9 protein-coding genes are annotated in these 19,689 nt (G+C 34.7%); all 9 read left to right on the top strand.

Going from position 1 to position 19,689, the window contains the following annotated elements; all coding sequences use genetic code 11:
* The first annotated feature begins 63 nt into the window (after positions 1 to 63).
* The 9 genes from DIS18_RS07880 (at position 64) to DIS18_RS07920 (ending at position 19,686) form a co-directional block, all read left to right on the top strand.
* Entirely contained in the window at positions 64 to 3,519 is a 3,456-nt protein-coding gene (locus DIS18_RS07880; protein WP_109352628.1) for a glycosyl hydrolase, read from the top strand.
* Between the two features lie 178 nt (positions 3,520 to 3,697).
* Positions 3,698 to 6,916 carry a BNR-4 repeat-containing protein gene (locus tag DIS18_RS07885; RefSeq protein WP_109352441.1) on the top strand — a complete coding sequence of 1,073 codons (3,219 nt, stop codon included), beginning with the start codon at positions 3,698 to 3,700 and terminating at the stop codon, positions 6,914 to 6,916.
* A 153-nt stretch (positions 6,917 to 7,069) separates the two neighbouring features.
* Positions 7,070 to 8,623, top strand: a complete 1,554-nt coding sequence (locus tag DIS18_RS07890; protein ID WP_109352442.1) for a T9SS type A sorting domain-containing protein — start codon at positions 7,070 to 7,072, stop codon at positions 8,621 to 8,623.
* A 210-nt stretch (positions 8,624 to 8,833) separates the two neighbouring features.
* Positions 8,834 to 10,837: a T9SS type A sorting domain-containing protein gene (locus tag DIS18_RS07895; protein WP_109352443.1), complete on the top strand. Its 2,004-nt coding sequence runs from the start codon at positions 8,834 to 8,836 to the stop codon at positions 10,835 to 10,837.
* A gap of 350 nt (positions 10,838 to 11,187) precedes the next feature.
* On the top strand, positions 11,188 to 13,107 hold the full coding sequence (locus DIS18_RS07900) for an ulvan lysase-like protein (RefSeq protein WP_109352444.1): 1,920 nt from the start codon (positions 11,188 to 11,190) through the stop codon (positions 13,105 to 13,107).
* A 110-nt stretch (positions 13,108 to 13,217) separates the two neighbouring features.
* Entirely contained in the window at positions 13,218 to 14,474 is a 1,257-nt protein-coding gene (locus tag DIS18_RS14940; protein WP_181364004.1) for a hypothetical protein, read from the top strand.
* Positions 14,475 to 14,504: 30 nt separating this feature from the next.
* Positions 14,505 to 15,377: a hypothetical protein gene (locus DIS18_RS07910; RefSeq protein ID WP_219930754.1), complete on the top strand. Its 873-nt coding sequence runs from the start codon at positions 14,505 to 14,507 to the stop codon at positions 15,375 to 15,377.
* Complete coding sequence (locus DIS18_RS07915) at positions 15,378 to 18,212, top strand: DUF1549 domain-containing protein (RefSeq protein ID WP_109352445.1); 2,835 nt, start codon at positions 15,378 to 15,380, stop codon at positions 18,210 to 18,212.
* Positions 18,213 to 18,222: 10 nt separating this feature from the next.
* Positions 18,223 to 19,686 (top strand): DUF1501 domain-containing protein, encoded by a 1,464-nt coding sequence (locus tag DIS18_RS07920; protein WP_109352446.1) that lies wholly within the window; start codon positions 18,223 to 18,225, stop codon positions 19,684 to 19,686.
* Positions 19,687 to 19,689 lie beyond the last annotated feature (3 nt).

The following is a 19,689-nucleotide window of genomic DNA, read 5'->3' on the forward strand; positions in this document are numbered from 1 at the left end:
ACGGGATAGTTATAATCAGTAAAAGTGTTTTCTTTCTACTTGTTAAAAAAAAGCACTGACAAAATGAAGCATTATACTTTATTATTTATAATAATTTTAATTTTTGGTTGTCAATCAAAAGAGAACCAAACTTTAAGTGATAGTTCTTCAATAAGTATTAAAGAATTACAGCAAAATTTTAAGTACCCTTCAAGCGTTTATCGTCCAGAAACTTGGTTTCATCTTAACGGGAATAACATTAGTAAAAAAGGTTTAACCCTAGATTTAGAAGCTATAAAAACTGCTGGATTGCAAGGTATTCATTTATTTAATAAATCAGGAAGGCTTTATCCAAATGTAAAACCTATTAAAATTTTATCTCCTGAGTGGGAAGATATGATTCGGCATGCTGCAGATGAATGTAAGCGACTAGGATTAAAATTTACGATGCAAAATTGCCCTGGCTGGTCTATGACAGGAGGACCTTGGGTGCCTGCTGAAGAAGCACAACGCGAAGTTGTAGAGACTGTTTACAGAGTAAAGGGTGGGGAAATATTTGAAGGGGTTCTCGAAGTAGATTCATTATATCATACACCAGATTATAATTATAAAGATATTCAGGTATTGGCATTTCCAACACCTGTGGGTGATGATTTAGAATACCTAAATCCTTCAAAAATTGAAACAAATAATAGTATAGTGGCTTGGAAAGATATTTTCAATCCAAATTCAAAAATTTTAGTTACTCGTAAAACTACTCAACTAGATAAACCTTTAAAACAGTATAGGACAGAAGGTATTTCAAAAGTAGGAGAAACGGATACATGGGTGAAAACAAACTTTGATGTCCCTGTGACTTTACGTACAATAAAATTTCCCCAACTTAGACATATTATTTTGGGTACTGAATATCCAGTGATTGATGTTGATATTAAAGTTGAAGCACAAATTGATGGTGAATTAAAGGAAATTACTACCATAAATTTGCCAGATGCTAATTGGAATGATAGACGAAAGCATTTAACACTTGCAATTCCTGAAACAACATCAACCGAATTTGTTTACACTTTTGAAGGAGAACACTCAATAGCTCCAGAATTTATCCGATTAAGTTCAAACCCAAAAATTCATAATCATGAAGCTAAAGCTGCTAAAGTGTTAAGGCGTTTAGAAAAAAATGTTCAATATGATTATGCTGAAAATACCATTATTAAATCGAATTCCATTATCAATATTACCGATAAAATGGATGTTGAGGGCAAACTCGTTTGGGAGGTTCCTGAAGGTAATTGGACTGTGGTGCGTTTTGGGCATATAAATATGCGACTAACAAATAAGCCAGCAGTACCTGAAGCCACGGGTTGGGAATCTAGCAAGTTGGATAAAGTTGCCATTGAAAACCATTTAAGAAATGGTATGATTGGCAATTTAATAAAAGATGGAGGCCCAATAGGTGATGGTAAATTACAGGGTTTATTAATTGATAGCTGGGAAAGTCATGTGCCAACTTGGACAATGCATTCTGAAGATATGTTTACAGAGTTTAAAAACCGTAGAGGTTATAGTATGAAAACGTATTTACCTGCTACAATGGGTTATATTGTAGATAGTCCCAAAGTAACTACTAAATTTTTAAGAGACTTGCGCCATACCATGGATGAGGTGTTTATTGATAATTTCTTTAAACATTTTGCCACAGTTGCTCACGAAATGGGTGCAGATGTGTATACAGAAGGTGCAGGTGGAGAAGTATTACCAATTGACCCAATGCGCTATTATGGTGTGAGCGATGTACCCATGACGGAGTTTTGGTATCCTAAAGCACCATCTGCTCAAAATGAATATGCGAAGCCTATTTATAATGCGGCATCTGCTACGCATTTATATAATAAACCTAAGTTAGCTGCAGAAGCTGGTACGCAATTGGGGGTTCAGTGGAATGAGCATCCATTTACGTTAAAATATTTAATAGATTATAATTTTACAAAGGGTGTAAACCATCTGGTATTTCATACCTTCTCTCACACACCACAAACTAATGTATCTCCTGGTTCTAGTTTTGGAGGGCATATTGGCTTTCCTTTGGTAAGAAAGCAAACATGGTGGCCTTACATGAAAGATTGGACGGATTACCTAACCAGAAATCAATATATTTTGCAACAAGGAGAATATGTTGCTGATGTTTTACGATATTATGGAGATCATTTTGATCGACCACCTTTCGATTTAGATTATTTTCCAAAAGGTTATCGTTTTGATTATTTGAATGCTGAAATTCTACATGATAAATTGAGTGTTATAAATGGTAAAATTCACGTTGAAAATGCAGGAGATTATCGTGTAATCACATTAAGAGATTCAAAACAAATGTTGTTGTCTACTGTGCATAAGTTAAAAGATTTAGTTGAAGCTGGCGCTATAATTTTAGGGGATAAACCTCAAGATTCACCAAGTTTAATGGATGATGAAAATGATTTAGAAAGTCTTCATGCAATTGCAGATGAACTTTGGGGGGATTCTGAAAGTGGTGTAAAACACGTAGGTAAAGGAAGAGTATATTGGGGCAAAACATTAGATGAGGTTCTTAAGGAAGAACGTATTGCGCCAGATGTAATTGTGCCTGAAGGATTAGATATTAATTGGATTCATAGAAAAACTGATGATGCAGATATTTATTTTGTAGCTTCTAAAATGGATAAACCAGTTGATGTGTCTCTTAGTTTTAAGGTTTCAGGAAGTCCACAATTATGGGATGCATTTACAGGAAATCAACAAGATGCTAAAATATGGAAGTCTAAAGCAGATAGAACAAATGTTGTAATTTCATTACCAGAAAATGGCAGTACTGTAGTTGTTTTTTCAAACAAAGCCAAAGAGCCATATGCTTATAAAGTAACTGCTAATGGAGAAACTGTTTTAAATACAGAAATGGGTTGGTATAAAATACACGAAACAGAAAATACAAACAATTTAATATGGAAAAATGATGTTGTTATTGCAGAAAATCCAGGTGTTTATAAATTCCATAAGGATGAGAATAAAGAAGTATTTGATGCTAATGTAAAAGAAACGCCATTACAAACTAACTGGAGTTTACATTTTGAAGAGGGCTGGGATACACCCAAATCAATCGAAGTTGCAGAATTAACTTCTTTAGCAGAAATAGATAATGAGGCAATTAATCACTATTCTGGAACTACTACATATTCAAAAACGTTCAACCTAGATGAAACAAGTTCTCATGCGTTTATAGATTTAGGTAATGTCTCTAACATTGTTGAGCTTTGGTGTAACGGAAAAAAAGTAGGTGTAAAGTGGGCACCACCTTTTAAGTTCGATATTAGTGAGGTTTTAAAAACAGGAAAGAATCAACTCAAAATCAAGGTTACCAATACATGGCGTAACCAACTAATATTTGATATTTCTCGCTCTAAAGAAGATAAAAAAACATGGACAACAAATCCACCTAAAAAAGACGAAACTGAAATAGAATCTTCAGGTTTAATTGGACCAGTTGTTTTAAAACAGTTAATTAATTAGCTGTTTTAAAATTTTTAAGATGTTTGGTATTTAGTTTATCTTAATAAGTATACGCTTTAGCGAAAATTTAGTTCAATTATCTCAAATTCAGGATAGTTCAGGATAGCTTTTTTTAAAAAACATCAGAATTTTAAATGATTTTGATTAAAAATCAAAAACTAAATATCAAAAAGTTGTTATGAAAACACCACAATTAATAAGCTTAATTAAGAGGTATGGATTGATTTTAGTATTGTCTTTATTCGCTAATATGATTCCTCAAAAAGTTTTTGCTCAAGTAACTTTTTTAGAAAGTTCTAAAGTAACAGATGAGGCTCTTTATTTTTGGAAAGCCGATGATCCAAAACCTTATCATTATGGCGCTAGTATAAACCCGCATGGTAATTGTATGAAAGTATCAAACGGTTTTGTGTTTTATACTTGGTACAGAGGTGGTTGGGCAGATAGGACTTTAATGATTTCAAGAAAAAAAATTGGCGAAGGCAATTGGGTTCATGTAGCGCTTCCTGCCAAAATGAGTTTAGTAGGAGGTAAAGGAGATACACATTTAACTACTAATGTTGGTATTTGTTCTATAGATGGTACAGTGCACTTAATGTTTGATCATCATAATGAAGATTTAAATTATATAAGGTCAAAGAAGCATATTGCTTTTGGTCCTGACAGTGATTTTACAGCTGATAACTTTTTGCCACAGCAAGATTATTTAATACCGGGTAAGAAAATAACAAGTGTAACCTATCCAGATTTATTTAATAACGATTTAGGTGAAATGTATTTTGAAAGACGATTGGGATCTGCAGTCGGTGGCGATATTATAATGACTTATTATGATGGTAACACTTGGTCACAGGAGTCTACAATCATCAAAGGAAGAGGAAGCGAAGTTACTCAAGGAGAAAGAGGCTTTAGTTACGGTAGTGCATATTTTATAAATAATAAGTTTTACTACGCTTATTCACCGCGTTGGGCAGAATCTCCAACTAGGTTAAACGAAGGTGTTTATGTGATGGAATTAGGTTCTAGAATGAACGACAAAGCTACAACGGTTGATGGTAAAAGTTACGATTTACCTATTATAGATCACGCACCGTTTTTAATTGCCGACCCTAGAAGTGTGCCAGATAACGCAGGTTGGGCTGGAGGTCCGCAGTTAGCAATTTCACCTAAAAATGATATTTACACCTATATAAAACCTAAAGGCACAAACGCTTATAATTACCTCAGAAAACAAGACGAAACTGAGTTTACTGAGGATAGAAATAAAGGTTCTTTGGGGGTGTTTTATGGTAATCGAATGTATAAGTTTAATTTAACAGGGGGCAATTTTGTAGTAACAAGTGCATTAGCTGGAACTTATACTTGGAGAGAGGATTTTAGAACCAGTATAGGAATAAATGATAGAAAAAGTATTACTATAATGGATAATGGTGTTATTGCTGTGGTATTTAGTGAAGCTCTTAATAGTGCCACAGTTCCAATTCACTGTTTTGTATTTCAATTACAAAAGGAAGAATACATACCGCAAACCATCAATTTTGGAGCATTAACTCAAAAAACAGAAGGAGACCCTAATTTTACATTAAATGCAATTGCAAGTTCAGGGTTACCTGTATCTTACACATCTTCAGATACAAGTATAGCTCGCATCATAAATAGTAATGAAGTGCAAATTATGGGTGTAGGCTCTTGCGATATTATTGCAAGTCAAAAAGGCGATGGCACCTATGAGGAAGCTCCTGAGGCACTTCAAACCTTAGTGGTTAGTGCAGATATATCAAAGTCGAATCAAACCATTACATTCAGTTTATCTCCAGATACATATACTTGGGGAAGCTCAGACCAAGTGTTAAATGCAACAGCAAGTTCCGGTTTACCAGTGCAATATGAAAGTACAAATACCGATGTTGCCATTATTGTAGATGGAAAAATACAAGTAAAACGTATGGGAACAACAACTATAAATGCATTACAACTTGGAGATGACACATATAATGCAGCGCCTATAGTAGGTCATGAATATACAGTGCCAATACGTCAACAGATTATCGATTTTCCGATTATTCCAGAAGTAACCTCAGGAGATCCGGCATTCACGCTTCAAGCAACAAGTAATAATCCAGATGCCAATTTAAGATTTTTGTGTCCCAATAATCAAGTTGCAGTGGTTTGGGATAACCAAGTAAGACAAATTTTAGGGGCTGGTAATGCCACTATAACCGTTTCAGATACTGGAAACGATTATTTTACATCAGCTCAAGCCTCACGAACTTTAACTGTTCAACCTAAAACGCATCAAATACCTTCTACAATTGAAGCTGAGTATTACACAACAAAAAGTGGTGTAAATGTTACTAGATGGAGTAACACGGTATTTTATCTTAATTCTTGGGGAGCAAATGATTTTGCAGAATACACTATAAATGTACCTGAAGATGGTACTTATGAGGTAGAAGTATTTGCAGCAGCGCCAGGATCAACCAAAAAATTAAAAATTGTAAGCGGGTCAAATACCTTGGTATCAATTTCATTGACTACAACACCTAATTTAACAAACTTTAAAAGTACTAAAGCTAATATAACACTTCAAAAAGGAATTCAAAAAATAAAAGTAGTAAATGAAGTAGGTGGTTTTAATTACGATAAAATGAAAATTTCTGGAGACTCTGGAGGCGGTGGTGGTGATGCCGAAGGGGTTTACAAATTGGTAAATGTTGCAACCGGAAAATACTTGGGTGCCGGTGGGTCTTCGGCGGGTCCAGTTATTATGCGTGATACAGGAGATACTCCGGACAGAAAATGGACGTTTGTTAATACGAATGCTGAAGGTGTTGATTATTATAATATTGATAGTCAAGATAATGGCATATTACGCGCCACTGGAAACGGTTTTTCACCAGCTTATATTATAGTTAGTACTGGTAAGGCACCTCCAGCAGGAGATACCGATAAAATTTGGACCGTGCACCATAATACAACAGATAATACGTTTAGTTTTGAAGCTAAAAATAATAATAGATTTTTATATCATCAAACAGATGGTAATTGTTATAATCTACTTAAGGGAACTGATTTTGTTGAAGGAGACCCAAGAAGTAAATGGCAAGTAGTAGGAACTGGCGGGCCGCTTTTAAGTAGTGATGATAAAAGCATGAAAACTTCTTCAATAAAATTATATCCAAATCCTGCAGAAGATAATTTTACTATTTCATTTCAAAATATTAGTAAAGTAAAAAATGTTGCTATTTATAATATTTTAGGAAAACTTGTTTATCAAAATTCACCAAAAAGTAATGTTTTAGAAGTTAAAAATATTCGGTTTAAAGCAGGTGTATATTTGGTGAAAGCTCTTTCAGAAGATAATCAGGTGTTTCATTCTAAGCTGGTTATCAAGTAGAGTGGTAGTAAAACTAGGTTTAGGAAATTTGAAGTCTTTATTAATCAATTTAATATCTTGAAAAAGCAGGGTAGTTCAGGATGGTTTTTTTTTTTGAGTTAAATAATTTTACAAAGTTTGTCTTAATGAATTAAACTAAAATTTGGGGTAGCTATGAAAACACACACACTTAAATCAATCTTATTTAGCTTTTTTGCACTTTTGTCATTTGTTCTAATAGCGCAAGCACCCGATGAAGATACTAATCCAGACCTTAATTGTCCAGCATCAGGTGAATTCGAAAACAACAATACTAGAAATGTAGATATACCAAATTCTGTTAATTTAGGTACTGTTGATGACAGAACGTGTTACGCTGATTACTCTGAAAGCTTAGTGAATGGAAAAACTTGGGGTGTTTACAATATTACCGATGGATCTAACCACTGGGATGCACCAAATACTTTGCAACCTAGAATAGAGCGTTCTTTATCTAGATCGTTAGAATCAGGTGTTGGTAGTTTTGCAAGATTTGAGGGAATATTTAGGATTTTAGAGGTAGGTGATGCTGGTAGTTTTGGTCAAGATGGAACTTATATTGCTCAAGCTAAAGGAAAGCATACAGGTGGTGGTGGACCACCAGACCCCGCCATTTGTTTATATAGAGCACACCCTGTTTACGGCACAGGAATAAATGCAGATAAGCAAGTAGCGTTTGATATTTATGCCGAACGTATCTTAGAACGTGGCGGATCAGGTAGCGGTAGGGAAGTCGTTTTTTTAAAGCAGGTAAATAAAAATGAAGAGGTTAGCTTTGAATTAGAGGTAGGCTTCAGATTAGAAGAGACAGTTTTTGGTACTAAAAAAGTACATTATTGTGATGCTGTAATTGGTGGTGAAGCCTTTAATTGGAATATTCCAGATCCAGAAAGAGGTATAGAATCTGGTATTAGATATGGTGCATATAGAGTTAAAGGCGGTAGAGCGCAAATTAGATGGGCAAATACCATGTATCAAAAGGCCGAAGTTGTTGATGACGGAAGCAATGAAAACTCAGACAATTATTTAAGATTAAAAAATGTTGCCACAGGTAAATATTTAATGACGGATGGTTCTGTACTTGTGCCGAGTGATTCTGGAGTAGGTGAGGATAAAGAATGGCGATTTGTAGAAGTTAATACAGCAGCTGGAACTTACTACAACATAGATAGTAAAGTACGAGGTATTATAAGATTTACAGGAGGTTCATCTGCACCTGAATTGATCAGTACAAATTTTTCTCCACCAAGAACAGATGTTGATAAGATATGGAGAGTTTATAATAATGAAGATGGGAGCTATAGTTTTGAAACTCGAGATTCAAATAGATTTTTATACCATTTTATAGACGAAAACAATGATATAATTACACATTTCCCATATAACGATGACCCAAGTAAATGGATTTTAGAAAATTCAACTTTAAGTACTGATAATACAGGTTTAAGAACAACTTCAATAAAAATATATCCTAACCCAGCAAAAGATAAATTTACAATAAACTTTCAAAACACGAATAGCATTAAACAGGTTGAAATTTATAACATACTAGGTAAGCGTGTTTACCAAAATAAACCATCAAGTAATGTTTTAGAAGTCGATAGTTCAGGGTTTCAAACTGGAGTCTATTTGGTTAAAGCTTTTACAGTAAATAATCAGGTCTTTCATTCTAAATTAGTTATTGACTAATAAGTATAAAACTGACGTGCTAATCAAATTGTTTCATATAATTTATGCTTTCTTATTAGTTTAAAATTATCTATAATTATGTTTTTCAACGACTTATAGGTCTTTTTATCTAAAATTCAGGATAGTTCAGGATACTTTGTTAATTTATGTGCAATAATTTTATAATCTATTTGGTTTGACATCAATAAAATTAATGCCCAAAAAAAAGCTATGAAAAAAAATACTATTAAATCCATTTTATTTTTCGTTTTTATGTTATGCTCTATTTGCGTAACAGCGCAAGACGCGCCTCCTTCTGATGATATTTTCAGATTAAGGAATGTAGCGACAGGGAAATTCTTAACAGACGCTGGAGTAAGTGCCACAGCAGTTACCATGACAGATTCTGGTGAAGCTCAAAACACACATTTTACTTTTGTACAAAGTGGGGCATTTTATAATATTGATAGTGAAATTTTAGGAATATTACGTGCGCCAGGTTCTGGAGGCCCCGGAGGTCCTTTTGTAGTGGTTAGTACAACTAAAGCTTCACCAGCTACGGATGCAGATAAAGTGTGGACTATACAGCATAACCAAACGGATGACACTTATAGGTTTCAATCGGGAAATAGTGGTAGATTTATGTATCATGATGCAAATGGAACCGTAACCCATGTAGTAGTTTCAGCAACGGACGATAGAAGTAATTGGGAACTCATTCCATTTGTGGAAATACCTGTAGAAACAGCCCCAGATGAAGATACTAGTACAGATTTAACTTGTCCAGCTTCAGGTGAATTCGAAAACAATAATACTAGAAATGTTGATGTGGCAAACCCTGATAATGTTGGGACTGTTGATGATAGAAGTTGCTACTCCGATTACTCAGAAAGTAATGTTAATGGAAAAACCTGGGGTGTTTATAATATTACTGATGGGTCTAACCACTGGGATGCTCCAAACACCTTACAACCTAGAATAGAGCGCTCTTTACCTAGGTCTGGTGAAACAGGTGTTGGGAGTTATGCAAGATTCACGGGAATATTTAGGATTTTAGAGGTAGGCGATGCTGGTAGTTTTAGCCAAAATGGATCTTATATCGCTCAAGCCAAAGGAAAACATACTGGTGGTGGCGGACCTGCAGATCCGGCCATTTGTTTGTATCGAGCACATCCTGTTTATGGTACAGGTATCAATGCAGATAAGCAAGTGGCGTTTGATATTTATGCTGAACGTATCTTAGAGCGAGGCGGATCAGGAAGTGGAAGAGAAGTCGTTTTACTAAAGCGAGTAAATAAAAATGAAGAAATTGACTTTGAGTTAGAGGTAGGTTTTAGAGTAGACCCAAACGATGCTACAAAAAAAATTCATTATTGCGATGCAGTAATTGGTGGTGAAGCCTTTAATTGGAATATTCCTGACCCAGAAAGAGGTTTAGAATCTGGTGTTAGATACGGTGCATACCGTGTTAAAGGAGGTCGAGCACAAATTAGATGGGCAAATACTATGTATCAGAAGGTAGAAGTTGAGGATACTGGTAATCCTGTTCCATCTGACGACATTTACAGGTTAAGAAACGTGGCCACAGGTCAATTTTTAACAGATGCAGGAGTAAGTGCCACAGCAGTTACTATGACAAATTCGGGTGAAGCTCAAAACACACATTGGACTTTTGTAGAAAGTGGAGCGTATTTTAATATTGATAGTGAGGCTTATGGTATACTTCGTGCACCAGGTTCTGGTGGTCCAGCAGGCGCTTATGTAGTTGTAAGTACTACTAAAGCTTCACCAGCAACTGATACAGATAAAACGTGGACGATAGAATATAATGATGTTGATGATACCTACAGATTTGAATCTAGAACAGCTGGTAGATATTTGTATCAAGAGGTTGATGGGACAGTAACACACAGTATAGCTTCAGAATCTGATACTAGAAGTGTTTGGGAAGCTATCCCCACAAGCGTTTCTTTAAGTGCTGAAGATAAAGCGTTAGAAGATAGTGCTGTAAAAGTCTATCCTAACCCAACAAATGGAGAATTTACATTAGCCTTTAATAATCTAGATACTGTCAACATTAAAATTTATAGTGTACTTGGTAAACTGGTTTACGAAAACAAAACAAACGCTAAAAAGTTAAACATAAGAGATAAAGCATTTAACTCTGGTATTTATCTTATACAAGCCACTACAAACGATAATAAAACCTATCGTACAAAACTTGTAGTACGTTAAGATAGTAGACATTAAATTAAAACAAAAGATATTTTGGACGTTACCCTCCTAAGGTCGGGTCGGGCTATCCACTATATCTTTTGTTTTTGTCATTCTTATATAGGTAGAAATACATAATAAAATTTATCTCCTCTCCTAGTTCTAGTAATTTTTATAAACAAACAAAAGGATGCCGTTTCTATCCCTAAGGCTTGTTAAACTTGTAAATTCAAGCATTTTAAGTAACTAAACATATGTAAAACTGTAAAGACATAGAAAATCTCTCTTAAAATTATTTTATTAGTCAGGACAAAACAGGATAGTTATTAAACAGTATTTAAATAACTTTCCCATGACTTAATACAATAAAAATGCAAAGACGAAACTTTATACAGCTATCTACCTTAGCTGGAGTAGGCTTGTCACTTCCAATGGCCGGTATTTTAAATTCCTGTAATAACCATCCAGAACATTCTCTGGAATTCAAAAATCTAATTTCAGGATTATTAAAGGATTGGTGTGATGGGATGATTAAAGTTCAAATTAATAATCCGTCTAATTTGGAAGAGCATGGGGCTTTAGGTTGTCCCTCGTGTTCCCATATTCACGGTCGTTGTATGGATGCGGTATATCCGTTTTTATATATGGCCGATACTACGGGAGACAAAAAATACATTGAAGGCGCAAAACTTGTAATGCTTTGGGCAGAAAATAATGTATCTCATAAAAGTGGAGCGTGGACAGTGGTTCCAAACCCAAAAACATGGAAAGGAATTACTGTTTTTGGAGCCATTGCTTTGGCGGAAGCGTTGCACTATCACGGACATGTTTTGGACGCTAAAACAAAAGAAAGTTGGACAGAGCGTTTGGAGAAAGCAGGACAATACATTCATGATACTTTTACAATAGATTTTACAAATATAAATTATCCAGGTACAGCGGTGTATGGACTGAATTTAATTGGAAATGTTTTAGAAAGAGAAGATTTTAAAGCAAAGAGTAAAATATTAGCTTCTGAAATAAAAGTATACTTTACAGAAAATGAAGGACTGTTATTTGGTGAATGTAAAAAAAGTTCAAGTAAACTAAGTGAGAAAGGATTGCATGGTGTGGATTTAGGATACAATGTTGAAGAAACGTTGAACAGTTTGGTAATGTATACTTTAAAAGAAAAAGATGAAGCGTTATTGGAAATTTTAACGAAGTCGTTAAATAGTCATTTAGAATTTATGTTGCCAGATGGCGCTTGGGACAACAGTTGGGGGAATAGAATGTACAAATGGAGCTATTGGGGTAGCAGAACTTGTGATGGTAGTCAACCCGCATTTGCTATGATGGCAGATAAAAATCCAGCTTTCGGTACAGCAGCTTTTAAAAATACTGAGTTGTTAAAACGCTGTACGCAAGATGGTTTGATTCATGGTGGCCCTGGATTTATAGAAGCAGGTATTCCACCTTGCGTTCACCATACATTTACCCATGCCAAACCATTAGCTGCGCTTTTAGACCATTGGAATCATTTACCAGAAATAAATAAAAATACCGCATTGCCAAGAGTTTTAGCCGATGGTATAAAATATGTTAAAGATTTAGATGTTACGCTTTTTGCAAGAGGTAATTGGAGAGGAACAGTAAGTGCTTATGATGCCGAATATCATTATAAAGAAGATTTTAGGCAAGCAACAGGTGCTAGTTTAGGTGTTTTATACCATAATAAAGTAGGGTTATTATGTGCTGCAAGTATGGCACAATATTATATGGTAGAGCCATATAATCAACAACCACAGCCTAATATCGATATTCCGTTAACACCCCGAATAGAAACCTTTAAGAATGAGATTTGGCACACCAACCTTTATGATTTAACTGCTACAACAAAATCAGAAGATAAAAACGGAGAGATTAATATATCTTCTTTAGTGTCTTTAAAAAATCAAAAAAGAGAGGTTGTTATGGACACGGCATCTATATTTAGTTTAAACTATAAATGTACCAATGATAATGTAGAAATTAAAGTAGCTTCAAATCAAAATATTTCTAATCCTACTGCATTTGTATTACCAATTGCTTCGCCAAATACAGAAAAAATTAAGATAGTTGGAAAAGGCGAAATCACAATTGTTAAACCAAATGGTAAAGTACATATAAAAGCAAATGTAGCTTTAAAGATAAAAGAGGTTTCTGGAAATAGAACATTTAATATGGTACCAGGTATTGAGGCTATTCCTATTGAAGCTTATTTTGATAAAAATCAGAAAGATGGAATTATAATAACCATTAAGGTTAGTTAAAACTTTTAAATGTTGTATTTGAAAAATTCTAATTATTCACATAGAAAATAGAAATGTTCTACACTTCAAAATGATTTATGAATGAGATGAGTAACATTAAATATAATTTTATGAAATCAAGACAAATGAAAACAAAACTATTACTTGTAATTCTATTAACAAGCATTAGTTTTTTATCAAACTCACAATCAATAAAATTAACAAACTCCATTATTGATGAAAATGTTGTTTTTGAAGAAAAAGCAGGTCTTGTAGCTGTTGAAGCTGAATTCTTTTATCAACAAACCAAAACAGAAGTTAGACAATGGTATCGTTCTTCTAAGTTTGAAAAACCTATTGTAGAGAGAGATGAAGATACATTACATGTTTATGGTTCCAGTAATAATGCTTATCTAGAGATTTTACCAGATACAAGAGTAACTCATGATGATGAATTAATAAAAGGAGAAAATTTCAGTGATGTACCTGGTATTATGGCTACAGTGCATTATAAAATTAAATTTAATACTCCTGGGCGTTATTATGTTTGGGTAAGAGCCATGAGTACAGGAGGGGAAGATAATGGAATTCATGTAGGTATAAATGGAGAGTGGCCAGAGAGTGGTCAGCGTATGCAATGGTGTGAAGGTCGAACACACTGGACTTGGGCGAGTAAACAACGTACTAAAGAAATACATTGCGGTATACCTCATAATATTTATTTAGATATTAAAAAAGCGGGCGAACATGATATTCAATTTAGCATGCGTGAAGACGGTTTTGAGTTTGATAAGTTTGTTTTAACAAAAGATAAATTTTATAAACCAAAAGGCAAAGGACCAAAAGTGAATGCTATTGGTAATCTTCCAAAGCCATATCCTAGTGTTTCAGCTCCTATTATAAAAAAGAATTATTTCAAAACTATTGCGGAAGCTTTACCAGATAATAAATGGATTTCTTCACAGCAATTTCCATCTGTTGGTACTGATTTTTATAAAAATGGTAAAAATTGGATGGCTATAAACCCTAAAACACATAAAAAAGCTATAGCTAGTACTGCATTTAAATTCGAAAGTGGGACTTATGATATTGTTTTTGTAGGGGTTGCTGAAAATGATGGTAGTTCTAAATTTCAAATTTTAATAAACGGAGAAGAAATTGGAATATATCAACCTCCTTTAACAGATAAAATGTTTGAAGAAGGTGAAAAATCTACAAAAGTTTGGAGAAGGATGAAGTTAAAAAAAGGCGATAAAATTACCGTTAAAGCAGAAGTTGGAACCGATGGAAAAGAATTTACACGAGGGCGTTGGGCTGGTATTATATTTACTCCTGTTGGAAAAGGTGAAAAAATACTAAATGCCCCATCGTCTTATTCTCAAAATTAATAAAGCTAATAACTAAATAAAAAGTAAAAAATGTATAAAATAGTTTTTTTTATAATAGCGGTATTATTAATAACAGAAACTACATTTTCACAAATAATTAATCCACCTTTAGGTCGTATAGCTGTAGTTGCTGATGGTAATTCTCCAGATCCAGATGATTTAGGAGGAACATCAGTTTCTCTTGCACTATTGCGTTCGGCAGGATTAGAAGATAGGTTGGTGCACTATTCACATAGTTGCGATATTGTGCCTTCTAATAGAATTTCGAAAGCAGCAGAAAAAGAGCGTCACGCATTAATGCAAACCACTTGTGATGGTACAGCTAGACGTTGGGGAGGATTTGAGCATTTATCCTTTATTGACGTTAAATGGAATTTAGATCAAGCTATTCAAGATTTAGCAAAAGCTATTAACCTTTCTTCAGCAAAAGACCCACTTTGGATTGTAGAAGCAGGAGAACCCGATTTGATTGGATTAGCTCTGGATGCTTCTTTAAAGTCTAAGCACAAATTTGTAAAGGTTATTACGCATCATCCTGCAAACGACCAAACTGGAGAATTTTACGAATGGGAAGAAATTTTAGAGTTTGGCATAGAAGAGGTACGCATCCCAGATCAAAATATCTTATTAAAAGTTGATGAAAAGCAATGGGATTGGGCAAAAAATCATTCAGATGATAGGTTAAACTGGGTTTGGTTAATGGGAAAAATAGCAGAGACAGATAATGTCGTTAAGTTCCAAAAAGGAAAATGGGACTGTTCAGATGCTGGCATGATATATTATTGGATAACTGGAGCTAATATTAACAATGGTGAAATTCAACCTGCTGTATATCAGGTGAGAGAAATGTTATTAAAATATATTGAAAATTCTTCTGAAGGAATAAATAAAACAAACCATTAAATGGAAAACACAAATTGGGTACTTCAATTGTTAGGCCGTATGCATCCACTATTGGTGCATTTTCCAATAGGCCTTTTAGTTATTGGATTTATATTAGAATTATTAACTATAAGAGGCAAGCGTAAAGGACTTAGAGAAGGTATAAATTTCATGGTTTATATTGGTGCTGGATTTGCAGTGTTTTCAGCACTTTTTGGTTGGTTTTTAAAAACACAAGAAACGTATAGTGGCGATTTAGTAGATAATCATCAATACACAGGTATAGCAACAGCAGTATTGGCTATAATTACAGCTCTAATTTTAAAAAATAGTTTAAAAAAGCCCGTAGTAAATTTAAAACTATATCGGTTTATGCTTTTTGCAACAATAGTTTTACTTACCATAGCAGGACATTTGGGTGCTAAATTAACTCATGGCGAAGATTATTTAACTGCTGTTTTGCCAGGTAATAAAAACAAATATAACGACAAAGCAACAGGAGTTTTACTTTCTGAGCTCAAAGCATCAGATTCCTTATCAGAATTACAAAAAGACAAATTAAACTTAGAAGTAAGAGGCCTTTTTGCTCATAAATGCTACCAATGTCATAGTGAAAACAAACAAAAAGGTGAGTTAGTGCTTGAAACAAAACGAGGTGTTTTCAAAGGAGGGGAAAGTGGATTAGCTGTTGTACCAGGCAAGCCGGAAGAAAGTGAAATTTACAGGCGTATTACACTTCCTGCCAATCATAAGGAAGTCATGCCAACCAAAGGTAAATTACTGACTTCAGATGAGATTGCACTAGTAAAACTTTGGATTGCAGAAGGGGCACATTGGTCGGATAAAGCAGTGAAAGTTTTTCCTGAAGCAAAATTAGCTTTAGTAAAACCTGAGCTACCAAAAACCCAAGATATTACTCATCCCATCGATAAATTAATTGATGTTTATTTCGAAAAAAATAATATTGATTGGCAAGACGTTATTGACGATAGAGCTTTTATAAGACGTGCCTATATGGATGCTGTTGGATTATTACCTGAACCAAGCGCAGTTAAAGATTTTATAAATGATAATAATCCAAATAAAAGAGAAGAGTTAGTTGATAGTTTATTAAATGATAATCAAAATTACACACAGCATTGGTTAAGTTTTTGGAATGATTTGTTGCGAAATGATTATTACAGCGTAGGTGGAAAAAAACAAATTACACATTGGCTGTATAGGTCTTTAATGAAAAATAAATCTTATGATCAAATCGTTACCGAGTTGGTAAACCCCGTAAGAGGTTCAGAAGGTTTCATACAGGGTGTAAAATGGCGCGGTGTTGTTAATGCAAGTCAAAGAACCGAGATGCAAGCGGCGCAAAACATCGGACAATCGCTTATGGGTGTTAATGTGAAGTGTGCGTCATGTCATAACAGTTTTATTAGTAATCTAACTTTAGACCAAGCCTATGGATTTGCAACTATATTCTCTGATTCCATATTGGAATTGAATCGATGCGATAAACCTATAGGTAAAATGGCGAAAGTTAATTTTTTGTATCCAGAACTAGGAAGTGTTGAAGGAGAAACAGTTAAGGATAGATTGTTAAAGCTTTCAGAGGTTATGGTACAGAGAGATAATGGTAGGCTGTATCGCACAGTTACCAATAGGTTTTGGGACAGACTGATGGGACGAGGTATTGTTGTACCCTTAGACGAAATGGATAATGCACCATGGGATGCTGAGGTACTCGATTGGTTATCGGCAGACTTTATCGATTCGGGTTCAGACTTAAAACATTTAATTAGGCGCATCATGACCTCGAAAGTCTATCAACTACCCATGGTCAATTATAAAAAAGAGGAAGATTTAAAAACTAAATATGTCTTTAAGGGCCCAGTAACGCGTCGATTAAGTGCGGAGCAATTTTCGGATGGTGTAAGTCAAATTATTGCGCCTTTGTACCCACAAGTAGCCTTTAACCCCAATGGAGATAATATTAAAGCCATACGCATATGGCACTTAGAAGAAGTGTTAGGTAGAGTAGTTTTACCTGAACCAGGTAAACGATATTTTAGAAAATCATTTAATATTTCAAAGGAAGCTATAAATAAAGCAGAAATTTTGATTTCGGTGGATAATTCGTATGTCCTTTACCTTAATGGGAAAAAAATATCGCAAAATAAAAATTGGAAGGAAGTAGATAAAATTGATGTTTCCGAACAATTGCATCCAGGAAAAAACACCATTGCAATTATAGGAGAAAATGGAGGTGCTATTGCAAACCCTGCAGGTATATTATTTGCTTTTAAGATTGACTATGAATCTGGTAAAAGCACACTTTTAAAGTCTGATTTGTCTTGGGTGAGTTCTCACGACTTACCTGAAGGAGATTGGACTGCCGTGGAGTACGATGATAATTCGTGGAAGAAAGTTAGAAATTACAGTACCGGAAATTTTAAAAATTGGGGGCAACTTCTTGATTTTACTTTTAAACCGCACAGCGAAAAATTTGCACGTGCTAGTTTGGTAAAACAACACCCATTTATGAAGGCTTTAGGAAGGCCCAGTAGAGAAATTGTTACCACTTCAAGAGAAGACCAAGCAACCTTATTGCAAGCTTTAGAACTCACAAATGGAGAGTTTTTAAACAGCGTTTTAGAAGAAGGAGCGCAGTCATGGTTAAAAAAATATGGTGAAGATAGTAGTGCTATTGTCGATAATTTATATGAAAAAGCTTTAAATAGAAAGCCCTCAAATGAAGAAAAAACGATTATGCTAAATGTTTTAGGAGAGGCACCAGAAGAAGAACAACTGCAAGATGTATTTTGGGCAGTTTTGATGTCGCCAGAATTTCAGTTTATCAATTAAAAGTAAAAAAATGGATGTCAATAAATCACGTAGAGATTTTTTAAAAAAAATGAGTGCTGCCAGTTTATCAGCAGCAGCAACTACAATTCCAGGATTTAGTTTTTTAAGTTCTTGTTCACCTGAGGTTCAAAAAATAGCATCTACCGCAGATACTGTTATTTTACTATGGATGGCTGGAGGTATGGCACATACTGAAACGTTTGATCCTAAAGCTTATGTGCCGTTTGAAAAAGGCGTAGAAAGCAAGCGAGTGTTAAGTACTTTTCCAAAGAAGCCGACTGTAGTTGATGATTTATATTTTTCTGAAGGACTAGAATCTATAGGTGGTGTAATGGATAAAGGCGCTATAATTCGTTCTTATAAATCGGCCGATTTAGGGCATATTTTACACACGCGTCATCAATACCATTGGCATACTTGCTATGAACCACCGCAATCGGTTCAAGCACCACATATAGGGTCGTGGATAGCTAAAGAGTTAGGACCTGCAAACCCTGTTATCCCACCATTTATTGCTATGGGACAACGTTTTACAATGGGAGAATCAGAAGAACTTAAAGCATTTCACTCCGCTGGATTTTTAGGGACTGAATATGGTCCATTTTTAATTCCGGACCCGTCCAGTGGTTTAGAAAGTGTACGTCCGCCAAAAGGCATGTCGCTTAAACGTTTTGAAGCACGTTATAAATTATATAAAGAACTCGCCAATAAAAGTGAGGTTATGGAGCAGGCGAGTGATTATCAGCGCGAGTCTTTAATGCGTTCCATGGAGCAGTCCTATCGTTTATTGAATTCGCCAGAAGCCAAAGTGTTTGATTTATCAGAAGAGCCAAAAGACGTTTATGATACTTATAATACAGGTCGTTTTGGTTTAGGTTGTTTGTTGGCAAAACGTTTGGCTCAGAATGGTGGGCGTTTTATTAGTGTGTCTACAGAATACGAACCATTTTTAGGTTGGGATACGCATGAAAATGGACATACGAGACTTATTAAAATGAAACAATTAATAGATAAACCGATAGCTCAACTCGTTAATGATTTGGACGAATCAGGACATTTAGACAGAACATTAATAATTTTAGCAAGTGAATTTAGTCGTGATGCCATTATGGAAGGCAGACCGGGTAAAAAAGTGAAAAATCAAGTAAACCAACCTGATATTATTAGAAAAGAAAAACACTACGGCATGCACCGTCATTTCACAGACGGCAGTTCTATTTTGATGTGGGGTGGAGGCGTTAAAAAAGGCTTAGTGTATGGTAAAACGGCTGATGAAAGACCTTGTTCATCCATAGAAAATCCAGTTGTGATAGATCAAGTGCATCAATCCATTTATCATGCATTAGGAATTCATCCAGAAACCCATTACGAAATAGAAGGTAGACCATTTTATACCACACCCGATGGTAAAGGTCAACCAATATTAGATTTATTTGGTAATCCTATGAAATCTTCAAAAGAAAACATCGCTTAAACT

It is taken from the genome of Algibacter marinivivus, assembly GCF_003143755.1.
In the GTDB taxonomy this organism is placed as follows: Bacteria; Bacteroidota; Bacteroidia; order Flavobacteriales; family Flavobacteriaceae; genus Algibacter_B; species Algibacter_B marinivivus.

What these genes read in the sequence shown, in the direction of transcription:
- DIS18_RS07880 (WP_109352628.1), top strand. Translation starts at nt 64, where the DNA reads ATGAAGCATTATACTTTATTATTTATAATAATTTTAATTTTTGGTTGT.
- DIS18_RS07885 (WP_109352441.1), top strand. Translation starts at nt 3,698, where the DNA reads ATGAAAACACCACAATTAATAAGCTTAATTAAGAGGTATGGATTGATT.
- DIS18_RS07890 (WP_109352442.1), top strand. Translation starts at nt 7,070, where the DNA reads ATGAAAACACACACACTTAAATCAATCTTATTTAGCTTTTTTGCACTT.
- DIS18_RS07895 (WP_109352443.1), top strand. Translation starts at nt 8,834, where the DNA reads ATGAAAAAAAATACTATTAAATCCATTTTATTTTTCGTTTTTATGTTA.
- DIS18_RS07900 (WP_109352444.1), top strand. Translation starts at nt 11,188, where the DNA reads ATGCAAAGACGAAACTTTATACAGCTATCTACCTTAGCTGGAGTAGGC.
- DIS18_RS14940 (WP_181364004.1), top strand. Translation starts at nt 13,218, where the DNA reads ATGAAATCAAGACAAATGAAAACAAAACTATTACTTGTAATTCTATTA.
- DIS18_RS07910 (WP_219930754.1), top strand. Translation starts at nt 14,505, where the DNA reads ATGTATAAAATAGTTTTTTTTATAATAGCGGTATTATTAATAACAGAA.
- DIS18_RS07915 (WP_109352445.1), top strand. Translation starts at nt 15,378, where the DNA reads ATGGAAAACACAAATTGGGTACTTCAATTGTTAGGCCGTATGCATCCA.
- DIS18_RS07920 (WP_109352446.1), top strand. Translation starts at nt 18,223, where the DNA reads ATGGATGTCAATAAATCACGTAGAGATTTTTTAAAAAAAATGAGTGCT.